Source organism: Microbacterium sp. LWH10-1.2 (assembly GCF_038397765.1).
GTDB classification, from domain to species: Bacteria; Actinomycetota; Actinomycetes; order Actinomycetales; family Microbacteriaceae; genus Microbacterium; species Microbacterium natoriense.
This window is the reverse complement of the sequence record NZ_CP151638.1, coordinates 1982187-2001983: the sequence shown is the minus strand read 5'-3', so window position 1 is coordinate 2001983 and position 19797 is coordinate 1982187. Positions and strand designations below refer to the sequence as shown.

The 19797-nt window shown below is 69.7% G+C and carries 16 protein-coding genes; 8 read left to right on the top strand and 8 right to left on the bottom strand.

Annotated features, from left to right (window positions below; all coding sequences use genetic code 11):
• Positions 1-25 precede the first annotated feature (25 nt).
• From MRBLWH10_RS09635 to MRBLWH10_RS09625, 3 genes are read right to left on the bottom strand one after another with little or no spacing between them, the layout of a single operon-like run.
• Positions 26-1228, bottom strand: a complete 1203-nt coding sequence (locus MRBLWH10_RS09635) for a DUF4350 domain-containing protein (RefSeq protein WP_341942518.1) — start codon at positions 1226-1228, stop codon at positions 26-28.
• On the bottom strand, positions 1225-1866 hold the full coding sequence (locus tag MRBLWH10_RS09630; protein ID WP_341942517.1) for a DUF4129 domain-containing protein: 642 nt from the start codon (positions 1864-1866) through the stop codon (positions 1225-1227). The genes MRBLWH10_RS09635 and MRBLWH10_RS09630 overlap by 4 nt, the downstream gene beginning before the upstream one ends.
• Positions 1863-3389: a hypothetical protein gene (locus MRBLWH10_RS09625; RefSeq protein ID WP_341942516.1), complete on the bottom strand. Its 1527-nt coding sequence runs from the start codon at positions 3387-3389 to the stop codon at positions 1863-1865. Before MRBLWH10_RS09625 ends, MRBLWH10_RS09630 begins: the two co-directional genes overlap by 4 nt.
• A 95-nt stretch (positions 3390-3484) precedes the next feature.
• On the opposite strand from MRBLWH10_RS09625, the gene mtrA reads away from it, so the two are divergent.
• From mtrA to raiA, 5 genes are all read left to right on the top strand, one after another.
• Positions 3485-4165, top strand: coding sequence for an MtrAB system response regulator MtrA (gene mtrA / locus MRBLWH10_RS09620; RefSeq protein WP_341942515.1), 681 nt, complete (start codon positions 3485-3487; stop codon positions 4163-4165).
• A gap of 7 nt (positions 4166-4172) precedes the next feature.
• Positions 4173-5861 carry an MtrAB system histidine kinase MtrB gene (gene mtrB, locus MRBLWH10_RS09615; protein WP_341942514.1) on the top strand — a complete coding sequence of 563 codons (1689 nt, stop codon included), beginning with the start codon at positions 4173-4175 and terminating at the stop codon, positions 5859-5861.
• On the top strand, positions 5861-7582 hold the full coding sequence (locus MRBLWH10_RS09610) for an LpqB family beta-propeller domain-containing protein (protein WP_341942513.1): 1722 nt from the start codon (positions 5861-5863) through the stop codon (positions 7580-7582). The genes mtrB and MRBLWH10_RS09610 overlap by 1 nt, the downstream gene beginning before the upstream one ends.
• A gap of 107 nt (positions 7583-7689) precedes the next feature.
• Complete coding sequence (locus MRBLWH10_RS09605) at positions 7690-8361, top strand: phosphoribosyltransferase family protein (RefSeq protein ID WP_341942512.1); 672 nt, start codon at positions 7690-7692, stop codon at positions 8359-8361.
• Between the two features lie 94 nt (positions 8362-8455).
• Positions 8456-9112 carry a ribosome-associated translation inhibitor RaiA gene (gene raiA, locus MRBLWH10_RS09600; RefSeq protein ID WP_105672456.1) on the top strand — a complete coding sequence of 219 codons (657 nt, stop codon included), beginning with the start codon at positions 8456-8458 and terminating at the stop codon, positions 9110-9112.
• Positions 9113-9182: 70 nt separating this feature from the next.
• Here the strand turns inward: raiA and MRBLWH10_RS09595 are convergent, their stop codons facing one another.
• From MRBLWH10_RS09595 to MRBLWH10_RS09575, 5 genes are all read right to left on the bottom strand, one after another.
• Positions 9183-10511, bottom strand: coding sequence for a hypothetical protein (locus MRBLWH10_RS09595; protein WP_341942511.1), 1329 nt, complete (start codon positions 10509-10511; stop codon positions 9183-9185).
• A gap of 78 nt (positions 10512-10589) precedes the next feature.
• A complete protein-coding gene (locus MRBLWH10_RS09590) occupies positions 10590-13373 on the bottom strand; it encodes an FtsX-like permease family protein (protein ID WP_341942510.1) in 2784 nt (927 codons plus the stop codon).
• The gene (locus tag MRBLWH10_RS09585; RefSeq protein WP_223586683.1) at positions 13370-14092 is read right to left on the bottom strand and encodes an ABC transporter ATP-binding protein; all 723 of its coding nucleotides are present in this window, start codon (positions 14090-14092) and stop codon (positions 13370-13372) included. Before MRBLWH10_RS09585 ends, MRBLWH10_RS09590 begins: the two co-directional genes overlap by 4 nt.
• A complete protein-coding gene (locus tag MRBLWH10_RS09580) occupies positions 14092-14709 on the bottom strand; it encodes a PadR family transcriptional regulator (protein WP_105672452.1) in 618 nt (205 codons plus the stop codon). Before MRBLWH10_RS09580 ends, MRBLWH10_RS09585 begins: the two co-directional genes overlap by 1 nt.
• Positions 14710-14783: 74 nt before the next feature.
• A complete protein-coding gene (locus MRBLWH10_RS09575; protein ID WP_341942509.1) occupies positions 14784-15485 on the bottom strand; it encodes a DUF4386 domain-containing protein in 702 nt (233 codons plus the stop codon).
• 49 nt (positions 15486-15534) lie between these two features.
• Here MRBLWH10_RS09575 and MRBLWH10_RS09570 point away from each other — a divergent pair, with 49 nt between their 5' ends.
• The 3 genes from MRBLWH10_RS09570 to MRBLWH10_RS09560 all read left to right on the top strand — a co-directional run bounded on the left by MRBLWH10_RS09570 (position 15535) and on the right by MRBLWH10_RS09560 (position 19779).
• A complete protein-coding gene (locus MRBLWH10_RS09570; protein ID WP_341942508.1) occupies positions 15535-16008 on the top strand; it encodes a MarR family transcriptional regulator in 474 nt (157 codons plus the stop codon).
• Positions 16009-16118: 110 nt separating this feature from the next.
• On the top strand, positions 16119-18932 hold the full coding sequence (secA, locus tag MRBLWH10_RS09565) for a preprotein translocase subunit SecA (protein WP_341942507.1): 2814 nt from the start codon (positions 16119-16121) through the stop codon (positions 18930-18932).
• Between the two features lie 181 nt (positions 18933-19113).
• Complete coding sequence (locus tag MRBLWH10_RS09560; RefSeq protein ID WP_341942506.1) at positions 19114-19779, top strand: GntR family transcriptional regulator; 666 nt, start codon at positions 19114-19116, stop codon at positions 19777-19779.
• Positions 19780-19797 lie beyond the last annotated feature (18 nt).

Here is a 19797-nt window from a genome sequence, read left to right as displayed (position 1 = left end):
TCGGCTTCCGTCGGTGTGGAGAGGGTCATTCCGGCGTGCGCGGGCTACGGGTCGAGTCGTCGACCGAGGTCTCCAACTCGTCGAGCTGACGCGCGAACAGGATCAGCGATGGGTCGTCTGCGGGCAGCGGTCCCGCCAGCAGGGTCTGCAGCGTGCCCCGGGGGATGCGCAGCCGGTCGGATGCGGCGTCCGCGATCTCGTCGGAGGTCGCGGTCACGGCGAGGCCGAGCCGTCGGGCGAGCCGACGTCGGCTTCCGTCGCGCAGCGCCTCGGCGGCGTGTGCGGAATCGGCCGCTTTGGCGGTCAGCCGCGCGCGGCCCTGCATGGTCTCGGATGCCCGCACCGTCACGGGAAGGGTCTCCGCCACCAGCGGGCCGAAGCGCTGGCCCCGCCACCAGGCGGCGGCGGCGCCGGCGAGGAAGAGGAGCAGGATCGCCGGTGTCACCCAGCCGGGGGTCAGGGATCCGAGGGTGTCGGGCGACTCGCCCTGGATGTCGGAGTCCTCGAAGGAGGGCACGTACCAGACGACCTTCTCGCTCTGGCCGAGCAGGGCGAGCCCGAGCGCCGCGTTGCCGTCCTCGGCGAGGTACGCGTTGCTGAAGAGGCGTCCGGCCTCGACGACGGTCCGACGGATGCCGTCGTCATCGTCGACCAGCACGGCGGCGGCATCCGCGTCGCCGAAGCACCCCTCGACGCCGTCCGCGGGGGCGAACATCCGGTCGGGGCGGATGTCGCCGACCTTCGCGAACTCGGGAACGGTGCAGTCCGCGGATACCGGGGTGGAGGGGCCATTCGCGCTCGTGCCGATCCCCAGCACGCTGAGCAGGTGCGAGCTCGTCGAGAGGAAGACGACCCGGTCGGCCGGCTCGATCAAGCGCTCCAGCCCCTCGTCGGTGAGGGTGTAGGGGTTGGACATGACGAGAGTCGTGTTCTCGTCGAGTGCGGCGCGGGCGTCGTCGCGGGAGCGGGCGACGGTGACCTCGACCCCCTGGTCGCGGAGGAGTTCAGCCAGCGCCATCGCTCCGGAGTCGCCGACGCCCTCCGGGTCGAGGGATCCGCGTGACGACGGCATGGACACGCCCACCTGGATCGCGACGAACGCCCCGAGGATCACGAGGATCGCGACGATGGCCCAACCGCCCAGCGTGCGAAGACGGCGCCGACGTGGTGGGCGTTCCGCGGTGGACGCCGCAGACGCCGTCGCGGTGTCCTCTGCGACGAGGGTCATGCGGTCACCGCCTCGGGGTGCAGCGCGCAGAGCCGATCATCCACCGCGGCGAGCTGGGCGTAGCTGTCTGCCGTCGCCGGATGCCGCAGGTAGCGGACATCGTCGAAGGAGCCGGCGGCTGTCCGCACGGCGGAGGACTCGGACGCGAACACCGTTCCGACCTCGCGCGCGATCGATTGGGCCGTCGCCCCGGGGGCGGGGTCGATCAGGTCGCGTTCGAGGAGGCCGCGGGCGAGCGCCCGGAACCGGAGGACCGTGGCGTCGTCCCATTCGCCGTCGCGTGCGCTGCGCTCGGCGTCGGCCCGCAACTGCGCAGCGGTGCGGTCGTCGTCCGCTCCGAGCAGTCCACCCAGGGCTCGCCGCACCGCTCGGGGGCGCTGCGGACGGCCCCAGATGATCAGCGCGGCGACGAGCGCGCCGAAGATCACGACGCTCACGACGATGAGGGCGCTCGGCCCGATGGCGTTCGAGTTGTCGGAGGAGAACAGGTCGGCGAGGAAGCGGCCGATGTCGCGCGCCATGAGATCGAACCACGTCGGCTTCGCATCCGCGTAGCGAGGGTTCGAGAGCTCCTGCTCGGCCCACTGTCGCGCGTCATCCCCATCGGGGACGACGACGTCGTCGAACGGACGGATCATGCCGCCCCGTCGGAACCGGGAGCAGCCCACCCGGTCTCCGGGGCGCGGTCGGACGGAGCGGCTCCCTGTGCGGGCGCGGCGGGCGGCTGCGGCGCCGCGGGCGTCGGATACGCAGGAGGCTGCGACGTCGGAGCAGGTGGCTGCGACGTCGGAGCAGGTGGCTGCGGTGCGTATGCCGGCGGCTGCGTCGCATAGGGTTGCTGCGGAGCGTAGGCAGGTGGCTGCTGCGGTGCGTATGCGGGCGGCTGCGGGGTCGCCGCGCCGGTCTGCGGGTACGGCTGCGCCGGGGCGTACTGCTGCGGAGCCGGGTATCCCTGACCCGGGTACGGAGCGGTGGGGTTGCTCTGCACGGGATACTGCGCTGCGTACCCCTGTGCGGGGTACCCCTGACTCGCGGCATAGGTGGCCTGCGCCACCGCCCATTCCGGCGGCTGCACGGGCGGGGGAGCGTCGGTGACGGCACGCGCGGGGTCGACGACGAAGGGATCGCCGAGCTGATCCTCTGTCCAGCCGAGGTCGCGCCTCTCGACATGGGCGATCAGCGTCTGATCGAGGCCTTCGTAGCGCATCCGACTGTCGACGTAGACGAGCGTGCCCGCCGTGCTCTGCACGACCAGGGTGATCGCCTGGAGGATCAGGAGGAGGATCTGCGGCACCAGCAGAGCCAGCACGAAGCCGAACACGGCGCCGGGGTCGGCCGAGCTGCCCGTGGGCATGATGACTCCGCCCAGAAGGCCGGAGAACAGGGAGACGGGGATGCTCACCACCTGGGTGGCCACACCCATGATGATGCCGATGAGGATCGTCACGCCCCACGCGACCCAGAAGCGCCCGCGCGTGAGTCGCCAGGAGCGCACGAGGGCGCCACGCAGGGTCGCGCGCTCGAGCACGAGCACGGACGGCACCAGCAGGAGCTTGGTGCTCAGCCAGACCGAGAGCGGGATCATCGCGAGGATCAGGATGATGACGACCGCCACGATGATGCCGATCTGGTCGGTCCCGTTGCCGCCCACGGCGACGATGATCCCGGCGATCACGGCGAACACGACGGCGATGACGCCGAAGACGGCGAGCACGGCCAGCATCGAGAAGCCGGCGAGACGCCAGAAGGACGGCGCCATTCTGCGCCACAGCGTGCCCAGCGACGCCTTCACGCCGACCGCGCCGTATCCGACCTCGGCCGCGACGACGCCCTGCATCATCGCGGTGAAGGCCACCGAGGCCAGCCCGACGGCGATGCCGGCGACGAGATTCATGGCGATGGTCCCCGCGAAGATCGACTCGAAGTCGGGGGACGAGATCGACACGGACTGCAGGCGCGCGAACGTGGTGAAGAACACGTAGCCCATCACGACGGAGCTCAGCACGACGACGAACAGCTGCACGACGACTCCGAAGCCGAACAGCACCTTCGGATTGTGGCGCAGTGCCGAGAACGATCGCCCCAGCAGCATTCCGAACGTCAGCGGATGCAGGGGGATGAGCCCCTTCTTCGGGGCAGGGGTCCAGGTCTGGCCACTCACAGCACTCCCTCCGTCGTGCGCTCCCATCGTGTCACAACACGTCCAAGATGCGCAGACACCGGATCGGTGGTACCGAGTGCCATAAGGTAACTGTTATGACCTCACGCATTCTTGTGGTCGACGACGACACCGCGCTCGCAGAGATGATCGGCATCGTGCTGCGCACCGAGGGCTTCGAGCCGGTGTTCTGCGCCGACGGTGCGCGGGCGGTCGAGGAATGGCGCACCCAGCGCCCCGATCTCGTGCTGCTCGACCTCATGCTCCCGGGTATGGACGGGATCGAGATCTGCACCCGTATCCGTGCGGAATCCGGCGTGCCGGTGATCATGCTCACCGCTCGCAGCGACACCGCCGACGTGGTCCGCGGACTGGAGGTCGGCGCAGACGACTACATCGTCAAGCCCTTCAATCCGAAGGAGCTCGTCGCGCGCATCCGCACGAGGCTCCGTCCGGCCCCGCAGCAGACCAGTGAGCAGTTGCGCGTCGGCGACCTCACCGTCGACGTCGACGCGCACGAGGTGCGCAGAGGAACGGCTCCGATCGCCCTCACTCCGCTGGAGTTCCAGCTCCTGGTCGCTCTCGCCTCCAAGCCGCAGCAGGTCTTCTCGCGCGAGATGCTCCTGGAGCAGGTGTGGGGCTACCACTACAAGGCAGACACCCGTCTGGTGAACGTGCACGTGCAGCGACTGCGCGCGAAGGTCGAGGTCGACCCGGACAACCCCAAGATCGTCATGACGGTGCGTGGCGTCGGCTACCGCGCCGGGAGCGTCGGCTAGGCGCATCATGGCCGCGACGACAGCGACCACCACGGCGGTCGCTGTCCTTCGCGACTGGCGCGGCTGGCCGTCCTCCCTGAGCCTGCTCTGGCGGCGCTCACTGAGGTTCCGGACCCTGACCGTCACTCTTCTGCTGACGTCGCTGGCGATCCTCGTCACCTGCGTCACGATGGCGCTCGTCATCCAGGGGGATCTCTTCGACTCGCGGAAGAACGAGGTGCTGGAGGACGCGCGCAGGGCGGTCGATCAGGCCCAGGCCGTGCTCGACTCCGCGGCGATCAGCGACGACCCCGCTGCGCTGTCCGAGCTGTGGGACAGCGTGCAGAGAGACCTCGCACGCAACTCGACCGCGGAGGGGATCGCGGGCATCCGGATCAACGCGAAGGCCGGGACGGACACGGCCGCCGTGCGCCTGAACGGGTTCACGGCGGGACTGAGCGAGAACCTCATCACGCAGGCGCTGCGCTTCCGCGTCGTCGAGTTCGACGACAGGCAGACCTGGCAGTCCGTCGCACTGACGGTGTCGGGCAGGGAGGTGCCGGGGATCATCGTCGGCCAGCAGATCAAGGTGCCTCAGGCCGGTCCGTTCCAGATGTACTTCTCCTACGATCTCTCCGACGCCGATCAGACGCTGTCCTTCGTGCAGCGGACGCTGTGGATCGCCGGGATCGGCCTCGTCGCGATCGTCGCCGTGATCTCCTTCGTCGTGCTCAGGACCGTGTCGACGCCGATCGTCGAGGCCGCGGAGACGAGTGCCCGGCTCGCCTCCGGTGATCTCGGCGTCCGCCTCGAGGTGCGAGGCGAAGACGAACTGGCGACGCTCGGCCGCTCGTTCAACGCCATGGCGGACAGCATCGAGGCGCAGATCAAGGAGCTCGGTGAGCTCTCGCTCGTGCAGCAGCGGTTCGTGTCCGACGTGTCGCATGAGCTGAGGACGCCGTTGACCACGATCCGCCTCGCGGCGGACATGCTCAACGACCAGCGTGACGAGTTCGACCCCGTGATGTCGCGGACGACGGAGCTGCTGCACACCCAGGTGCAGCGGTTCGAGACCCTGCTCTCCGACCTGCTCGAGATCAGCCGCTACGATGCGGGCTCCGTGCAGCTCGAACTCGAGGCGACGAGTCTCGCGCACCTCGCCGAGGACATGATCGATCAGATGCGACCGCTCGCAGAGGGGCACGACACCGAACTGCGTCTCGTCGCCCCCGGCGGATACTCTCCCGTGGACATGGATCCGCGCAGGGTGCGGCGCGTGCTGCGCAACCTCATCGGGAACGCGATCGAGCACGGCGAAGGACGCCCCGTGGTCATCACGGTGGACAGCAATCAGCACGCCGTCGCCGTCGGGGTCAGGGATTCCGGCCTCGGGATGGAAGCGGACGACGCAGAACGCGTGTTCGACCGGTTCTGGCGGGCCGACCCCTCGCGCCAGCGCACGATCGGCGGGACGGGTCTCGGCCTGTCGATCGCGCTGGGCGACGCGATGCTGCACGGCGGCACCCTCGCGGTGTGGTCGGAGATCGGTGTGGGCACCAATTTCGTCCTCACGCTGCCCCGTCATCAGGGAGTGATCGACGGGCCGTCCCCGGTGCCGCTGGAACCGCAGGAGCCCCTGGCCGAGCTTACCGATGCGACCCAGCCGATCGAGCTCGCCGACCTGCCCCCGCATCTGTTCGACGAGGGGAGCCTCTGATGGCGCGGCGCACGTCACGCATCCTGCGCACGATCGTCGCTGCGGCGGCGGCCGTCCTCCTGCTCTCGTCGTGCACCGGCCTGCCGACCAGCGGAGACCCGAAGCAGGGACTCGCGCTCGGGGAGTCGTCCGAGGTCCCCGAGATCCTCCTGCTCGCGTCGGATCCGCTTCCCGGGGCGAGTCCGAGGAAGATCGTCGACGACTTCCTCGAGGCCGCGGTGACGCCGACCGACGTCTGGGCCGTGGCGAGGAAGTTCCTCACGCCTGAACTCGCGGCGACCTGGCGCCCCAGTGAGGGCGTCTCCATCGACGAGAGCTCGTCCTCGCGGACGTTCGTCTCCGATGCGGAGGACGTCTCCGACGCGAAGAACGGCGACACCGTGGAGATCCAGGTCGGGATCGACATGGTCGCGAGCGTGGACGGAACGGGCGCGTACTCGGCGGCCACGGGTACCTCCTCCCTCACCTTCTCCGTCGTCAAGACCGAGGGCGAATGGCGCATCTCGAAGGCCCCGAACGGCATCGTCATCGACCAGTCGCGCTTCCCGCAGGTGTTCGGCGACTATCCGCTGCAGTACTTCGACGAGGGCTGGTCGCGGCTGGTCCCCGACGTCCGCTGGCTTCCTCGACGCGAGAGCATCGCGACGGCGGTCACGCAGACCCTGATCGAGGGCGCACCCAGCCCGTGGCTGGAGCCGGCGGTCCAGAGCGCGTTCCCGTCCGATGTCAAGCTCGCCCGCGATGCCGTGTTCATCGACGCCGAATTGGTCGCGGACGTCGCATTGAACCGGGACGCGCAGGGACTCGACCCGACGACGCTCTCGCGCATGCGCACTCAGCTCCAGGCGACGCTCAAAGCGGCGGGCATCCACGTCAGTCAGGTGCGGTTCACCATCGACGGACGCACCCTCAACGCCGGAGTGGTGAAGGTCGTCGAAGAGCCTGCGGATGTGGGGAGCATCGTGCTGAAGGACGGCGCGTTCGGGACCATCGTCGGCACCGAGATCACCCCGCTCGCCGGGATCAGCGGGGCGGTCCTCGGCCTCCCGCTGCCCGCGACGGCGATCGACGTGTCCGTGGACGAGTCCCACGCGGCCATCCGGCTCGCAGACGGAAAGGTGTTCCTCGCAGGAGGTGGCAGTCTCGACGAGCTCGACGCGAGGCCGGGGCTGATCGCGCCGTCTCTCGACCCCTATGGCTACACGTGGTCCGTGCCGGCGAACGCGCCGGGACAGCTGTTCGCGGTGGGCGACGACGTCGTGCGTCATGATGTCGCCGATGCCTGGCCGGGCGCGTCCGAGGTGTCGGCGATCCGGGTCTCCTCCGATGGGGCTCGCGTGGCCGCGATCGTGGTGGTCGGCGGGGAGCGGTGGGTCGTCGTCTCCGCGGTGGTGCGGGACGGCAACGGCATGCCGACGAGTCTCGGCGACGCCCTGCAGGTCGCTCGGCTCGACGGACCCGCGAACGACGTGGTGTGGCTCGGTTCCGATCGCCTCGGCATCCTGACGGAAGCGGATGGGCCCAAGATCCTGACGCAGATCGTCGGGGGCCCGGGGACCATCGAGACCGCGCCGGCCGGCGCCGTGTCGATCGCAGGGGCGAAGGGCTCATCGGGCATGCGGGTGCTCGCCTCGAGCGGCTCGCTCTTCGCGCGCAGCGGGTCCGCCTGGCGGGAGTCGACCACGGGCATCCTGCTGCTCGCAACGCGCGCAGGGCGCTGAGAGACTTCTCCTCCCCAGAGTGAAGCGGGATGCAGAGTCTCCACCGATCTCGGTGACCACGACCGCTCTCAGGTCGTCTCCGTGCCGAAGGACGGCAGGATCGATGGATGCATCCTCCACGCTGGCGCGCGATCGGCGCCGAGATCGGGGCGTTCCTGCTCGCCGCCTCGTGCGCCGGCTGCGATCTGCCGGGCGTCTTCCTCTGCGAGGGATGCCGCGAAGCGCTGACGCCCGCTCCGCACGAGCTCCGGACCCCGGCCGGGCTCCGAGTGCGCGCGGCGTTGCCGTTCGAGGGGGTGGCGGCGCGCTGCATTCGCAGCCTGAAGGGAGAGGGCGCAACGGTGCTCGCGCGCCCACTCGGCATCGCGCTGTCGGGCGCTCTCCTCGATGAGCTCGACGAGGGCATCCGTGCGTCGCCGATCCCGACCTCACGCGCGGCCTTCCGCCGTCGGGGGTACCGGGTGCCCGACATGCTCCTCGCGCGTGCCGGTGTCGCTCCGTGGCGCCTGCTGAGGCACGCCGGTGCACGCGCCGACCAGCGCGGGCTGGGGAGGGCGGAGCGCGCGCAGAACGTGCGGGGGAGCATGCGCGCTCGGCGGCGGGGTGAGGGCGCACGCGTCGTGCTGGTCGACGACGTCGTCACGACGGGGGCGACGTTCGACGAGGCCGCGAGAGTGCTCGGTCAGGCTGGGTTCGAGGTCGTCGCGGCCGTGGCGCTCGCGGCGACGGCGCGTCACAGCGGGCTCAGAGGAGACGCACCGACGACACGGAGCAATTGAGTGGTGACAACGGCCGACGAGCGGACTACGGTTGGGCAGAACAAGGCGACCACGGTCCGCCCTTGGCCGGGTGGACCGGGACAAGGAGGCAGCAATGGAAACAAGCATCGTTGGCGTCGGAGTGGGTATCACCGATCGCTTCCGAACCGTTGTCGAAGAGAAGATCGCCAGGATCCAGATGCTCGCGTCCCGAGCGCAGCGGCTGGACGTGAAGGTCACCCACCGTGTGTATCGGAACGGGCACGTACCTGACGAGACCGTCGAGCTGACGCTGGTCGGCAAGGGACCAGTGGTCCGTGCCGAGGCCACGGACGGCGACAAGTTCGTCGCCCTCGACCTCGCGGTCGACAAGATGTCCGAGCAGCTGCGTCGGGCGAAGGAGAAGAGGGTCGACGGGCGCCAGCACCCACGAGGCGCGCACTTCGAGAAGGGCAGCGGAGCCCTGGAGGGAATCGACGTGCAGCCGGCATCCGTCGACGTCCTGCACGCCGTCGCCACCGGGAGCGTCCCGGTGCAGAGCGAGGAAGAAGACGTCTACTCGCCCGTCGTCATCCGCACCAAGAGCTTCGACGCCGAATGGATGACGGTGGAGGAGGCGGTCGACCGCATGGAGCTGGTCGGACACGACTTCTTCCTGTTCGTCGATGTGCGCACCGACCACCCGAGCGTCGTGTATCGCCGCAAGGGATGGGACTACGGCGTCATCGCGCTGAGCACCCAGGCGCCGCCGTCCGAGGCACTCGCCTCCTGAGAGGAATGCGAAAGGCCCGGTCCCTCCACAGGGGGCCGGGCCTTTCGGCGTGAGAAGACGCGTCGCCGTGTCAGTCGAAGATCCCGTCGAGGATGCTGCCGATCACGAGTCCACCGAGGATGCCGGAGGCGATGTCGCCGCCCCCGCCCCGACTGCCGCCGCGGGGTCCACCGCCCCATCCGCCGCCGCCCCAGCCCTGATCCTGCGGGCGGGAGGAGTCGATGTCGCGCTGAGCGAGCTGCAGCGCCTCTGACGCCAGGTGGGCCACGCGGCGGGCGCCGGTGAGCGCCTCCTCGCGCGTCTCTTCGGCGGGAAGCAGGTCGGAGAGATCGACGCGCAGACGCTCGGCTTCGGCGAGCCGTGTGCGTGCGTCCGCGCCGATCCAGCCGCGGTGTCCGGAGATGAGACCGCGGGCGACGCCGAGCTGACGATCGGCGTCATCGATGGCGTGCTGCACCTGCTGGATGCTGGGGAGCGGGTTCTCGGCGCGGTACCGTGCCTTGGCGATGGCCTCGTCGAGCGCCGTGTTGGCGGCGCGGAGCTGGGAGAGCTCGCCGAACGGGTCGCCGGGGGTGCCGGCGGGGGTGAGCGCGTCCAGGGCCCTCTGAAGTGCGGTGACGGCGGAGGCCACCGCGGGGACCTGAGGGGCCGTACGCGCTGCGATGAGGTCGGAGCGGGAATCGGCGACGACCTCGGCCAGCGTCGACTCGGCGCGAAGGGCCTCGATCTCGAAGTCCTCGACCGCGTCGAGCAGTGCGGACGCGCGCCGCGTGGCCTCGGTCGCCGTCTCCAGCGCGAGGTTGGCCTCTTCGTTCTGCTTCGACGCGCGGCGTCGCTCCGACACATCGGCGCCGTGAGTGGCGAACGCGATGAGCTGCTCCGCCTCGGCCGCGCTCGCGGTGATCTGGTTCATCGCCGAATCGGCGTATCGGGAGTTCAGGCGCGTGACCGTGTCGTTCGTCTGCGGGATGCGGGCGCTGAGGGCGGCGGCATCCGCGCGCACCTGCGCGATCACCTCGGGAGCTCGCCGCACCTTGGCGATCGACTCCGCCAGCACGGACGTCTTCTCGTCGAGGAGATCCTGAGCCCAGTCGCACAGCTGTGCGATGCGCGCGTTGCGTGTGCGCAGCTCCTCTGGCGTGTCCGGGATCTCGTCGTGGTTGAGCTGGTGCAGCTGGAACGCCTCGCGCAGGTGGGTGCGCACGGCTGTCAGCGCTGCCTTGAGGTCGGCGGTCAGCGACTCGCCGAGCTCTGCCTCCGCGAACGACAGCTCATCGGAGGTCGAACGGATCCGCTCGTCTGTCGCGACCAGTGCCTGTTCCGCCCGCCGTGCGAGATCGGCGTCCTGAGCCGCCAGCTCTTCCTGCTCGCGCTTGCGTCTGCCCCAAATTCCAGCCATGATCCGATCCTAGTAATCCGTGCGAATGCGCAGGCTGTGCATCCGCCTGAGAGCGCGCCGGTTCGCTCACAGCGTGTGTCAGGCGATCGAGGTTCGCCGGATCAGCTCGGGTCTGCGGGGAGGCACGAGCCAGCTCACCAGCGCGATGCCCACCGGCAGAGCGAGCACGAAGAGCGCGAGCACGGTCCAGGGCGCATCAGCCAGGAGAAGGTCGCCGCGCGACTGGATGGCGAACCCGATCGGCGGGAGCACCCCGGCCGCCGCTCCGGCGATCGTGCCGAACCCGGCGATGATCAGGCCCTGCCAGAATCCGATGCGGCGGCGCAGGCCCGCCGTCCCTCCCACAGCGGAGAGCGTGGCGTCGTCGGGCCGGCGTTCGACCCGCGCGAGGCTGAGCGCCACCGCGCTGGCGCCGAGGACCAGCGTCGCGACGGCGGCGATGATCGGCGCCATCCACATCGCATCGTCGGGGGGACCCTGCTCCCATGCGGCGGTGAGCGCCCAGGAGGAGGTGCTGAGCGTGTCCGCCTCCGACATGATGCGGTCGCGGGTCTCGGCCGACGGCGGCGAGTCGAAGGACGCGACGAGAGATCGCGGCTGCCAGGCGATGCCGAGGGACTCCGCAGTGTCGGGTGTGATCGCGATCAGGGTCGGCTGAAGGGGGAGCGGCACCGAGATCGCCGGGATCGTCTTCTGCCAGGCAGGGGCGTGATCGACGGATTCCGCGGAGATCCAGATGTTGTCCGGCATCCCTCCCTCGTACGCCTGCGCGCCCGTCCACGCGGCGAGTTCGACGGACCCGTCGGTGACGAAGCGCGGATCGGCGGAGAGCGCGGCGCCGTCGCGGTAGTCCCGCAACTGCTGCGGGGTCAGTTGGACACCGAGAGCCGTCTCGATCTCCTCCGGCGCGATCACCGAGAGCGGGTTCGACGGATCCTGTCCGCGAGACGTGTAGGAGTTCTGCTCCGTGGGGTCGATGAGATGCTCGTCGGGCAGCAGGGCGATCGCCGAGACGACGTCGTCGGGTACGTCGTCGGCTGACGGGTAGATCCAGACGGGCACCTGGGCGCCGATGGTCGCGATTCCGGTGGCGCTCGCCGCGTGCGCGAGCTCTCTGGCCGCCGTCTCGGCATCGGCGGCCTGCTCCGTGGTGAGCGCGAAGGGACCGGCCGTATCCGAAGGCTGGAAGGCGACGGACATGCTCCCGACGGGCGCCTGGTAGAACCAGTTCCGCGCGGACTGCGCGTTCTGCATCGAGTACGCGCCGAGCGCGAAGACGCCGATGAAGACGGTCGCGGCGATGGCAGCGAACGCCGGAACGGTGCGCGAGGCGTTCGTCGAGGCGTCCCGCGCGGCGAGACGGGCGGCCAGCCCGATCCGGGACATGGCGCGCGCGGTGATCCAGAGCAGCCAGCGCCCGGAGAGCAGGATGCCGATCTGCGCGACGATCGGGCCGACCACGATGCCGACCGGCGGGATCGTGCGCAGCGGCGAGTCCCACGGGAGAGCCGAGGAGGTCACCGCGACGACCGCGAGTGCCGAGCCGATCGTGACGGCGACGCCGAGGAGCATGAGCGCGGACCCGAGCACCGGTCGGGATGCTCGGGGCGTCTGAGGGCGGCGAGAGCCGCGCAGCGCGCCCAGGACGTCGGAGCGCGCCACGGTGTGCGCAGGAGTCGCGGCAGACACCGTTCCCACGATGACGGCGAACACGAGGATCGCGAGGAGGAACTCCCAGGGGAGGTGGAACCCGGGGAACGCGGTCGCGGATCCGTCGTCGAGCATCCCCAGGATCAGGGCGGCGGCGCCGACGCCGATGACCGCCCCGACGACGCCCCCGATCGACCCGAGCGTCGTGCCCTGCAGGAGCACGATCCTGCGCAGGTCGCCCGACGAGGCGCCGACGCTCGCCGCGACCGCGAGTGCATGCTGCTGGCGCCGGGCGGACACGGCGAACGCTGCGCCCGCGAGCATGACCACCACATAGGCGGCGAACACCCCGGCGGCGGAGAGGATGATGAGCATCGAGTACCGCGCAGACCAGTACTCGTCGTAGGGGAGCTCCGCGTCCGTGCCGCGGAGGTCGGGCGGGTCCAGAACCACCGCGCGGGAGAAGGCGACGATCCCCTGCTCGTTCAAGGACGTGACGTCGCTCCAGCCCAGTTCGTGCTCGGGGAGGTACCAGCGCTTCTCTCCGGCGAGAGCGTCGGACGATGGCAGGAAGAGAGCGGGGACATCGTCTGCGAGAGGAGCGGCGCTCATCGTCCCGACGACCGTGAACCTCGATCCGCTCTCCGCGAGGGTGACGGCATCTCCGACGGAAATCTGCAGCCGAGTCATCGTCGCCGGTGTCGCAAGAGCCTCCTGGGCGCCGTGCGGCCTCCGTCCGTCGACGAGGTCGAACCGCCCCGACAGTCGCGGATCCCAGGACTCCCCGGACCAGGCGGGCATCCCGGTCACGCCGTCGGGGGTGACGACGCGCACCGTGCCCTCGACGAGGGGGATGGCGGCGGTTCCCTCCGGCAGGAGAGCCATCGGGTCGGCGACGGCGGTCCCGGACGGGGCGTCGACGAGATCCGACGAGTAGCCGGTCCAGTCCGGCTGCGTCGGCGACTGCCAGAAGCCGTCGCCGGGGAGCCCTTTCACCGCGATCCAGGCCTCGGTGCGCCCCAGCTCGCTGGTGACGCGCTCCTGGGGGGTGGCGATCGTGCTGGCCGCGATGATCGCGTACGCGGTCATCGCGGCGATCGGCAGCATGATGAGCACCCCGATGAGGATGCTCGACAGCATCGCCCTGCGCACCTGACGCCGGGCCAGTCGCGCGGCCACGCGCCAGCGCGCACCGGATCCGCCGCGGGTCATCTCCCGCTGCCCGCGAGCAGGACCTCCGCGCCCTGACGTCTGGTCTCGTCCACGATGCGTCCGTCGCGGAGGAACACGATCCTGTCGGCGAACGCCGCGTGGCGGGCCTCGTGGGTCACGAGGATGCCGGCGGCGCCGGCGTCGATCCTCTCCCGCAGCATCCTCAGCACCAACTCGCCGGTGACCGAGTCGAGGGCGCCGGTGGGCTCGTCGGCGAGGATCAGCCTGCGTCCTCCGACGACGGCCCTGGCGATCGCGACCCGCTGCTGCTGACCTCCGGAGAGGTCGTCAGGATAGGCGTCGATCCTGTCGGCGAGGCCAACGGAGAGCAGCGCCTCCTCCGCGGCCCGCCTGGCCACGCCGTTGCGGAACCCGTCGAGCTCGAGCGGAAGAGTCACGTTCTCGATCGCGGAGAGGGTGGGGATGAGGTTGAAGTCCTGGAAGACGAAGCCGAGCGACCGGCGGCGGAGCTGCGCGAGCTCCTTCGGCGACTGCTCGCTGAGGTACGCACCCTCGATGATGACCTCTCCGGTCGTCGGCTTCGCCAGGCCCCCGGCGATCGAGAGAAGAGTCGACTTCCCCGATCCGGAGGCGCCCATGACCGCGACGAGCTCGCCGCGGGATACGTCGAGATCGACGCCGGACAGGGCCGACACCGCGGTCGCTCCCTGTCCGTACTGCTGGGTCACTCCGACGAGTCGGAGCACCGTCTCGGTCATCAGCTCTGCTCGGCGCCGGCGAGTGCGGCATCCGTCTTCGCCGGACGGCCTCGCTTGGGCCGATCAGCGGTGAGCTCGAGTCCCATGGTGTGCCGCGGGTGCAGCGCGAGCCGCTGCTCGGTGTGGTCCAACCAGCGCACCTCCGCCTCGGCCGCGAAGATCATCGAGTCGATGACGAGAGCCCAGGACAGCTCCTCCGGTCCCTCGGGGTCGCCGCCGGCGTACTTCGCGCGCTGCAGGGTCTGCAGCTGCGTGAGCGATGCGGTGCGCTGGGTCTGGATCACGCCGGCCACGTCGACCCCGGGGAGGGTCGCCGCCACGGCCAGCTTGATCGCGAGCTCGTCCCTCGTCGCCTGTGCGCGCACGACAGGGGAGGACAACCAGTCGGCGACCTCCGCCGAGCCCGCCTCGGTGATCTGCCAGTAGATGTGCCCCTGCTCGTCGGCGTCGCCGCGTTCGACGAGGCCGTCGCGTTCGAGTCTCTCCAGGGTGTTGTAGATCTGACCGACGTTCAGCGGCCAGGTCGACCCGGTGCGACGGTCGAACTCATGGCGCAGCTGGTAGCCGTAGCAGGCGCCCTGATCGAGGATGGCGAGCAGGCTCTGACGAACCGACATGGGGGACCTCCCTGAGCGTGATGCGGGCATACCGAGTATATGGATACCGGGTATGCAGGGGAACCCCCGCGTCGTCAGGACGTGCGGTTACGCGGTGCGCGGTCCTTCGGGAGTCGGAGCGCCGCGATGATCAACCACACCATCGAGGGGAACCGGGCGATGGGTAGGAGTACGGCGAGAGCGGGCACGGCGACGGCGTGCGTGCCGAGGACGGCGATCCCCGCGAGGACGAGCCCGGTGATCGCGAGCCAGCGGGGGAGCAGTCCTGCGAGCAGCCCCGGAACGGCGATGCCTGCCACGAGAAGGCCCAGAGGGACGACGGCGCCGGGGCCGCCGGAGATGAAAGCGAGGTCGTGGAGCGTGCGCACGAGAGCGTCGTCCGCGAGGGTCGCCGGTCGTGTGAGGCCCCAGGATGCGAACGCCGAGATCGTCATGGCTGCGGAGGAGAGGATGCCGCCGGCGAAGGCGATCGAGACTCCCGGCGCGCGGATCCCGAGACGGTTCAACCGTGTCGTCGAGACCGCCGCGTAGATGGCGAGGGGTAGGGCGGCGGCGAACTGCAGGAGCGCGGTGATGGTCGTGGCGGCGGTGTTCTGGCGGAAGTAGTCCAGGATTGCCCGATCATCGCCGAACGGGGAGGGGTAGGCCGTGCCTGCGAGGAGCAGCGGGATCGTGAGGGACATCATGAACAGCGCCATGGTGACGATGGCGATCGGTGCGAGAGGCGGGCCGGGCTGGCGACGGGTGGATGCCGTCGAGGGTTCAGTCGTAGTCATGAATCATTCATAGCACAGAATGATTACTGTGGGTGGATAAACTGTCGTCATGCCCGCATCCTCCACCCCGCCGTTCCGACGCATCGCGTTCCTGCTCTCCCAAGTGGGATCCGCCGTCGGCCAGCGATTCGCCGAGCGGGTGGCGCCGCTGGGCGTGCAGCCGAGCGATCTCGGCATCCTGCGCCTCATCGCGCAGTCGGACGGACTCAGTCAGCAGGAGCTCGCCCGCCAGCTCGGCGTCGTGCCGAGCCGCGTGGTGGCGCTGATCGACTCCCTGCAGGAGAAGGGGCTCGTGCGGAGGGTGCGCAGTCAGTCCGATCGGCGGGTCCAGCGGCTCGAGCTGGACGCCCGAGGGCGAGAGGTACTCGCCGAGATGCGCACGGTCGGCGCGGCGCACGAAGCGGCGACGATCGAGGTGCTGACGGAGCAGGAGCGCGCGACGCTCGCGGAGCTCCTGGGCAAGCTCGCCGAGGCCCACGGGGTCGACCGCGACGTGCATCCGGGGTACCGCGCGGGCCGCTGAGACGGCGTGCAGACGATCTGCAGGTCACAGACCGGTAACATGAGCACGTATGCCTGCTGTTCGCCATGCGGCGAGCGGGCTGTTCACCCACTGACAGGGAGATGACATCCGTGGCCAATCCTCTTGAGAAGCTGCTGCGCGCCGGTGAAGGGCGGGTCATCCGTCGTCTGAACCAGGTCGTCAAGGCGGTGAATGCGCTGGAAGAGGACATCTCCAAGCTCACCGATGACGAGCTGCGCGACGAGACGACCGTGCTGCGCGAGCGGTACGCGGCAGGCGAGACCCTCGACCAGCTCATGCCCGAGGCGTTCGCCGCCGTCCGCGAGGCGGCCAAGCGCACACTCGGCATGCGCGCGTACGACGTGCAGATCATGGGCGGCGCGGCCCTCCACCTCGGCAACATCGCCGAGATGAAGACGGGTGAGGGCAAGACCCTCGTCGCCACGTTCCCCGCCTACTTGAACGCGATCGCCGGCGAGGGCGTGCACGTCATCACGGTGAACGACTTCCTCGCCTCCTATCAGGCCGAGCTCATGGGCCGCGTGTACCGCGCGCTCGGGATGACGACGGGCATCATCGTCTCCGGGCAGACGCCCGCCGTGCGCCGTGAGCAGTACGCCGCCGACATCACCTACGGCACGAACAACGAGTTCGGCTTCGACTACCTGCGCGACAACATGGCGTGGCGCAAGGAAGACCTCGTGCAGCGCGAGCACTACTTCGCGATCGTCGACGAGGTCGACTCGATCCTCATCGACGAGGCGCGCACGCCGCTGATCATCTCCGGTCCGTCGTCGGGAGAGGCGAACCGCTGGTTCGCCGAGTTCGCGAAGATCGCCCGGACCCTCGAGGTCGGCGAGGACTACGAGGTCGACGAGAAGAAGCGCACCGTCGGTGTCCTGGAGCCCGGCATCGAGAAGGTCGAGGACTACCTCGGCATCGACAACCTGTACGAGTCCGCGAACACCCCGCTGATCTCGTTCCTGAACAACTCGATCAAGGCGCTCGCCCTGTTCAAGAAGGACACCGACTACGTCGTCATGAACGACGAGGTCATGATCGTCGACGAGCACACCGGCCGCATCCTGGTCGGACGCCGTTACAACGAGGGCATCCACCAGGCCATCGAGGCCAAGGAGGGCGTCCCCGTCAAGGCGGAGAACCAGACCCTCGCCACGGTGACGCTTCAGAACTACTTCCGCCTCTACGACAAGCTCGCAGGCATGACCGGTACCGCCGAGACCGAGGCCGCGGAGTTCATGTCGACCTACAAGCTCGGCGTCATCCCGATCCCGACCAACAGGCCGATGATCCGCAAGGACCAGGCCGATCTCGTCTACAAGAACGAGACCGCGAAGTTCGCGCAGGTCGTCGAGGACATCGCCGAGCGCCACGCCAGCGGTCAGCCGGTGCTGGTCGGCACGGTGAGCGTCGAGAAGAGCGAGTACCTCTCCCGCCTGCTCGCCAAGAAGGGCGTCAAGCACGAGGTCCTCAACGCGAAGAACCACGCTCGCGAGGCCGAGATCGTCGCCCGCGCCGGCCGTCTGGGCGCCGTCACCGTCGCCACGAACATGGCCGGTCGCGGTACCGACATCATGCTCGGCGGCAACGCGGAGTTCCTCGCCGTGCAGGAGCTCAAGTCCAAGGGACTCGACCCGGTCGAGACCCCCGAGGAGTACGAGATCGCCTGGGACGAGGCGTACGCCGCGACCAAGGCCGTCGTCGCCGAGGAGGCCGAGAAGGTCATCGAGGCCGGCGGGCTCTACGTCCTGGGCACCGAGCGCCACGAGTCGCGACGGATCGACAACCAGCTCCGAGGCCGCTCCGGCCGCCAGGGCGACCCCGGTGAGAGCCGTTTCTACCTGAGCCTCACCGACGACCTCATGCGCCTGTTCCAGTCGGGGGCGGCGGAGGCGATCCTCAACCGCACCAACTTCCCCGACGACGTGCCGATCGAGTCCGGCCTGGTGTCGCGCGCGATCCGCAGCGCGCAGTCGCAGGTCGAGGCGCGCAACGCCGAGATGCGCAAGAACGTCCTCAAGTACGACGACGTGCTCAACCGTCAGCGCGAGGCGATCTACGCCGACCGTCGCCACATCCTGCAGGGCGACGACATCGCCGACCGCGTGCAGCACTTCATCGAGGACGCGATCACCGGCGTCGTGAACGACCACACCGGCGAGGGCCACAACGAGAGCTGGGACTTCGACGCGCTCTGGACCGAGCTGAAGACGCTCTACCCGGTCAGCGTCACGATCGATGAGGTCGTCGCCGAAGCGCAGGGGCGCAAGGGCGGGATCACGGCAGACGGGCTGACTCGCGAGCTGCTGTCCGACGCGAAGATCGCCTACGAGAAGCGGGAGGAGTCCCTCGGCGAGGCGGCGACCCGCGAGCTCGAGCGCCGCGTCGTGCTGCAGGTGCTCGACCGCCGTTGGCGCGACCACCTCTACGAGATGGACTACCTCAAGGACGGCATCGGCCTCAGGGCGATGGCGCAGCGCGACCCGCTGATCGAGTATCAGCGCGAGGGCTACGCGATGTTCCAGTCCATGATGGGGCAGATCAAGGAGGAGTCGGTCGGCTACCTCTACAACCTCGAGGTCGAGGTCCGTCGCGCGGGAGACGCCGAGACCGCAGAGGTCGAGGCCAAGGGTCTCTCCGAGGGCGGCGGCGAGCAGCGACTCGAGTACTCCGCCGCGAACGACGCCGGCGAGGTCGAGGTGCGCAACGATCGAGGGCAGGTCCAGCAGGCTGCGACCGAGCGTCTCCGCCAGGCCGCGGCCGCACGCGCAGCGGCGGAGCAGCCCGAGGCGGAGGCCGAGGCCCCGCGCGGCGCCTTCGGCCAGAAGACGGATGCCGCCGCCCCGGCGCCGGCTGCAGGCAACCGCGAGCAGCGCAGGGCACAGGGCAAGAAGAAGAAGTAGCCCACGATGACGAAGGGGTCGATCCGCACGGATCGGCCCCTTCGCCGTGGGAGGGCGCGGGGGATCCGCGCCGGGGGCGCTTCGAGGCTCGACGAGGGCATCGTCAGAGCCGGCGACGTCGAGTGGAGGACCCGCGCACCGCTGATCGGGTCTCGACGGAACCCGGTGGAAGAATGACGGGGTGAGCACTGCAGAAGAGCGCGTCCTCGAATCGACCAGAGTCGCGGACTGGATCCGCGGAGCCATCCTCGACGGCGTGCGCGAACCGGGAAGCAGGCTCATCGAGCGCGACCTCGCTGCGGAGTTCGGCGTGAGCCGCGTGCCTGTCCGCGACGCCCTGAAGGTGCTCGAGGGGGAGGGGCTCGTCATCCTGCGGCCCCGTACCTGGGCGGTGGTTCGCGAGTTCACCTCCGCCGACATGACGGATCTCGACGAGGTGCGTGCGGTGCTCGAACCGCTGGCCTTCCGTCTCGCCGCGGAGCGCCATCGCCGAGACGGACTCGAGGAGCTGCGGAGGGCGCTCGAGGCGGAGAAGAGCAGCGCCGTCATCGAGGATCGGATCACGTCGCGGCGCGCCGCCGCGGACTTCCACGAGGTGGTCACCGCGCTGGCCGAGAACCGCCTGCTGCAGGACCTGATGCGGAGCATGCGCAGCAGGCTGCGCTGGGGACTCTCCCAGCACGACGACCTCGTGCACGTCACCGACGAGCACGAGGCCCTGTTCCAGGCGATCAGTGACCGGGACGGCGAGCGGGCGAGCGCACTGGCTCTCGCGCACATCGACACCAGCCGACGCGAGCGAGAGGCGCATGAGGCCGCGCTGCGCAGCGCGGCCTCGCGAGCGTGACGAGGAGGTCTCGAAGCG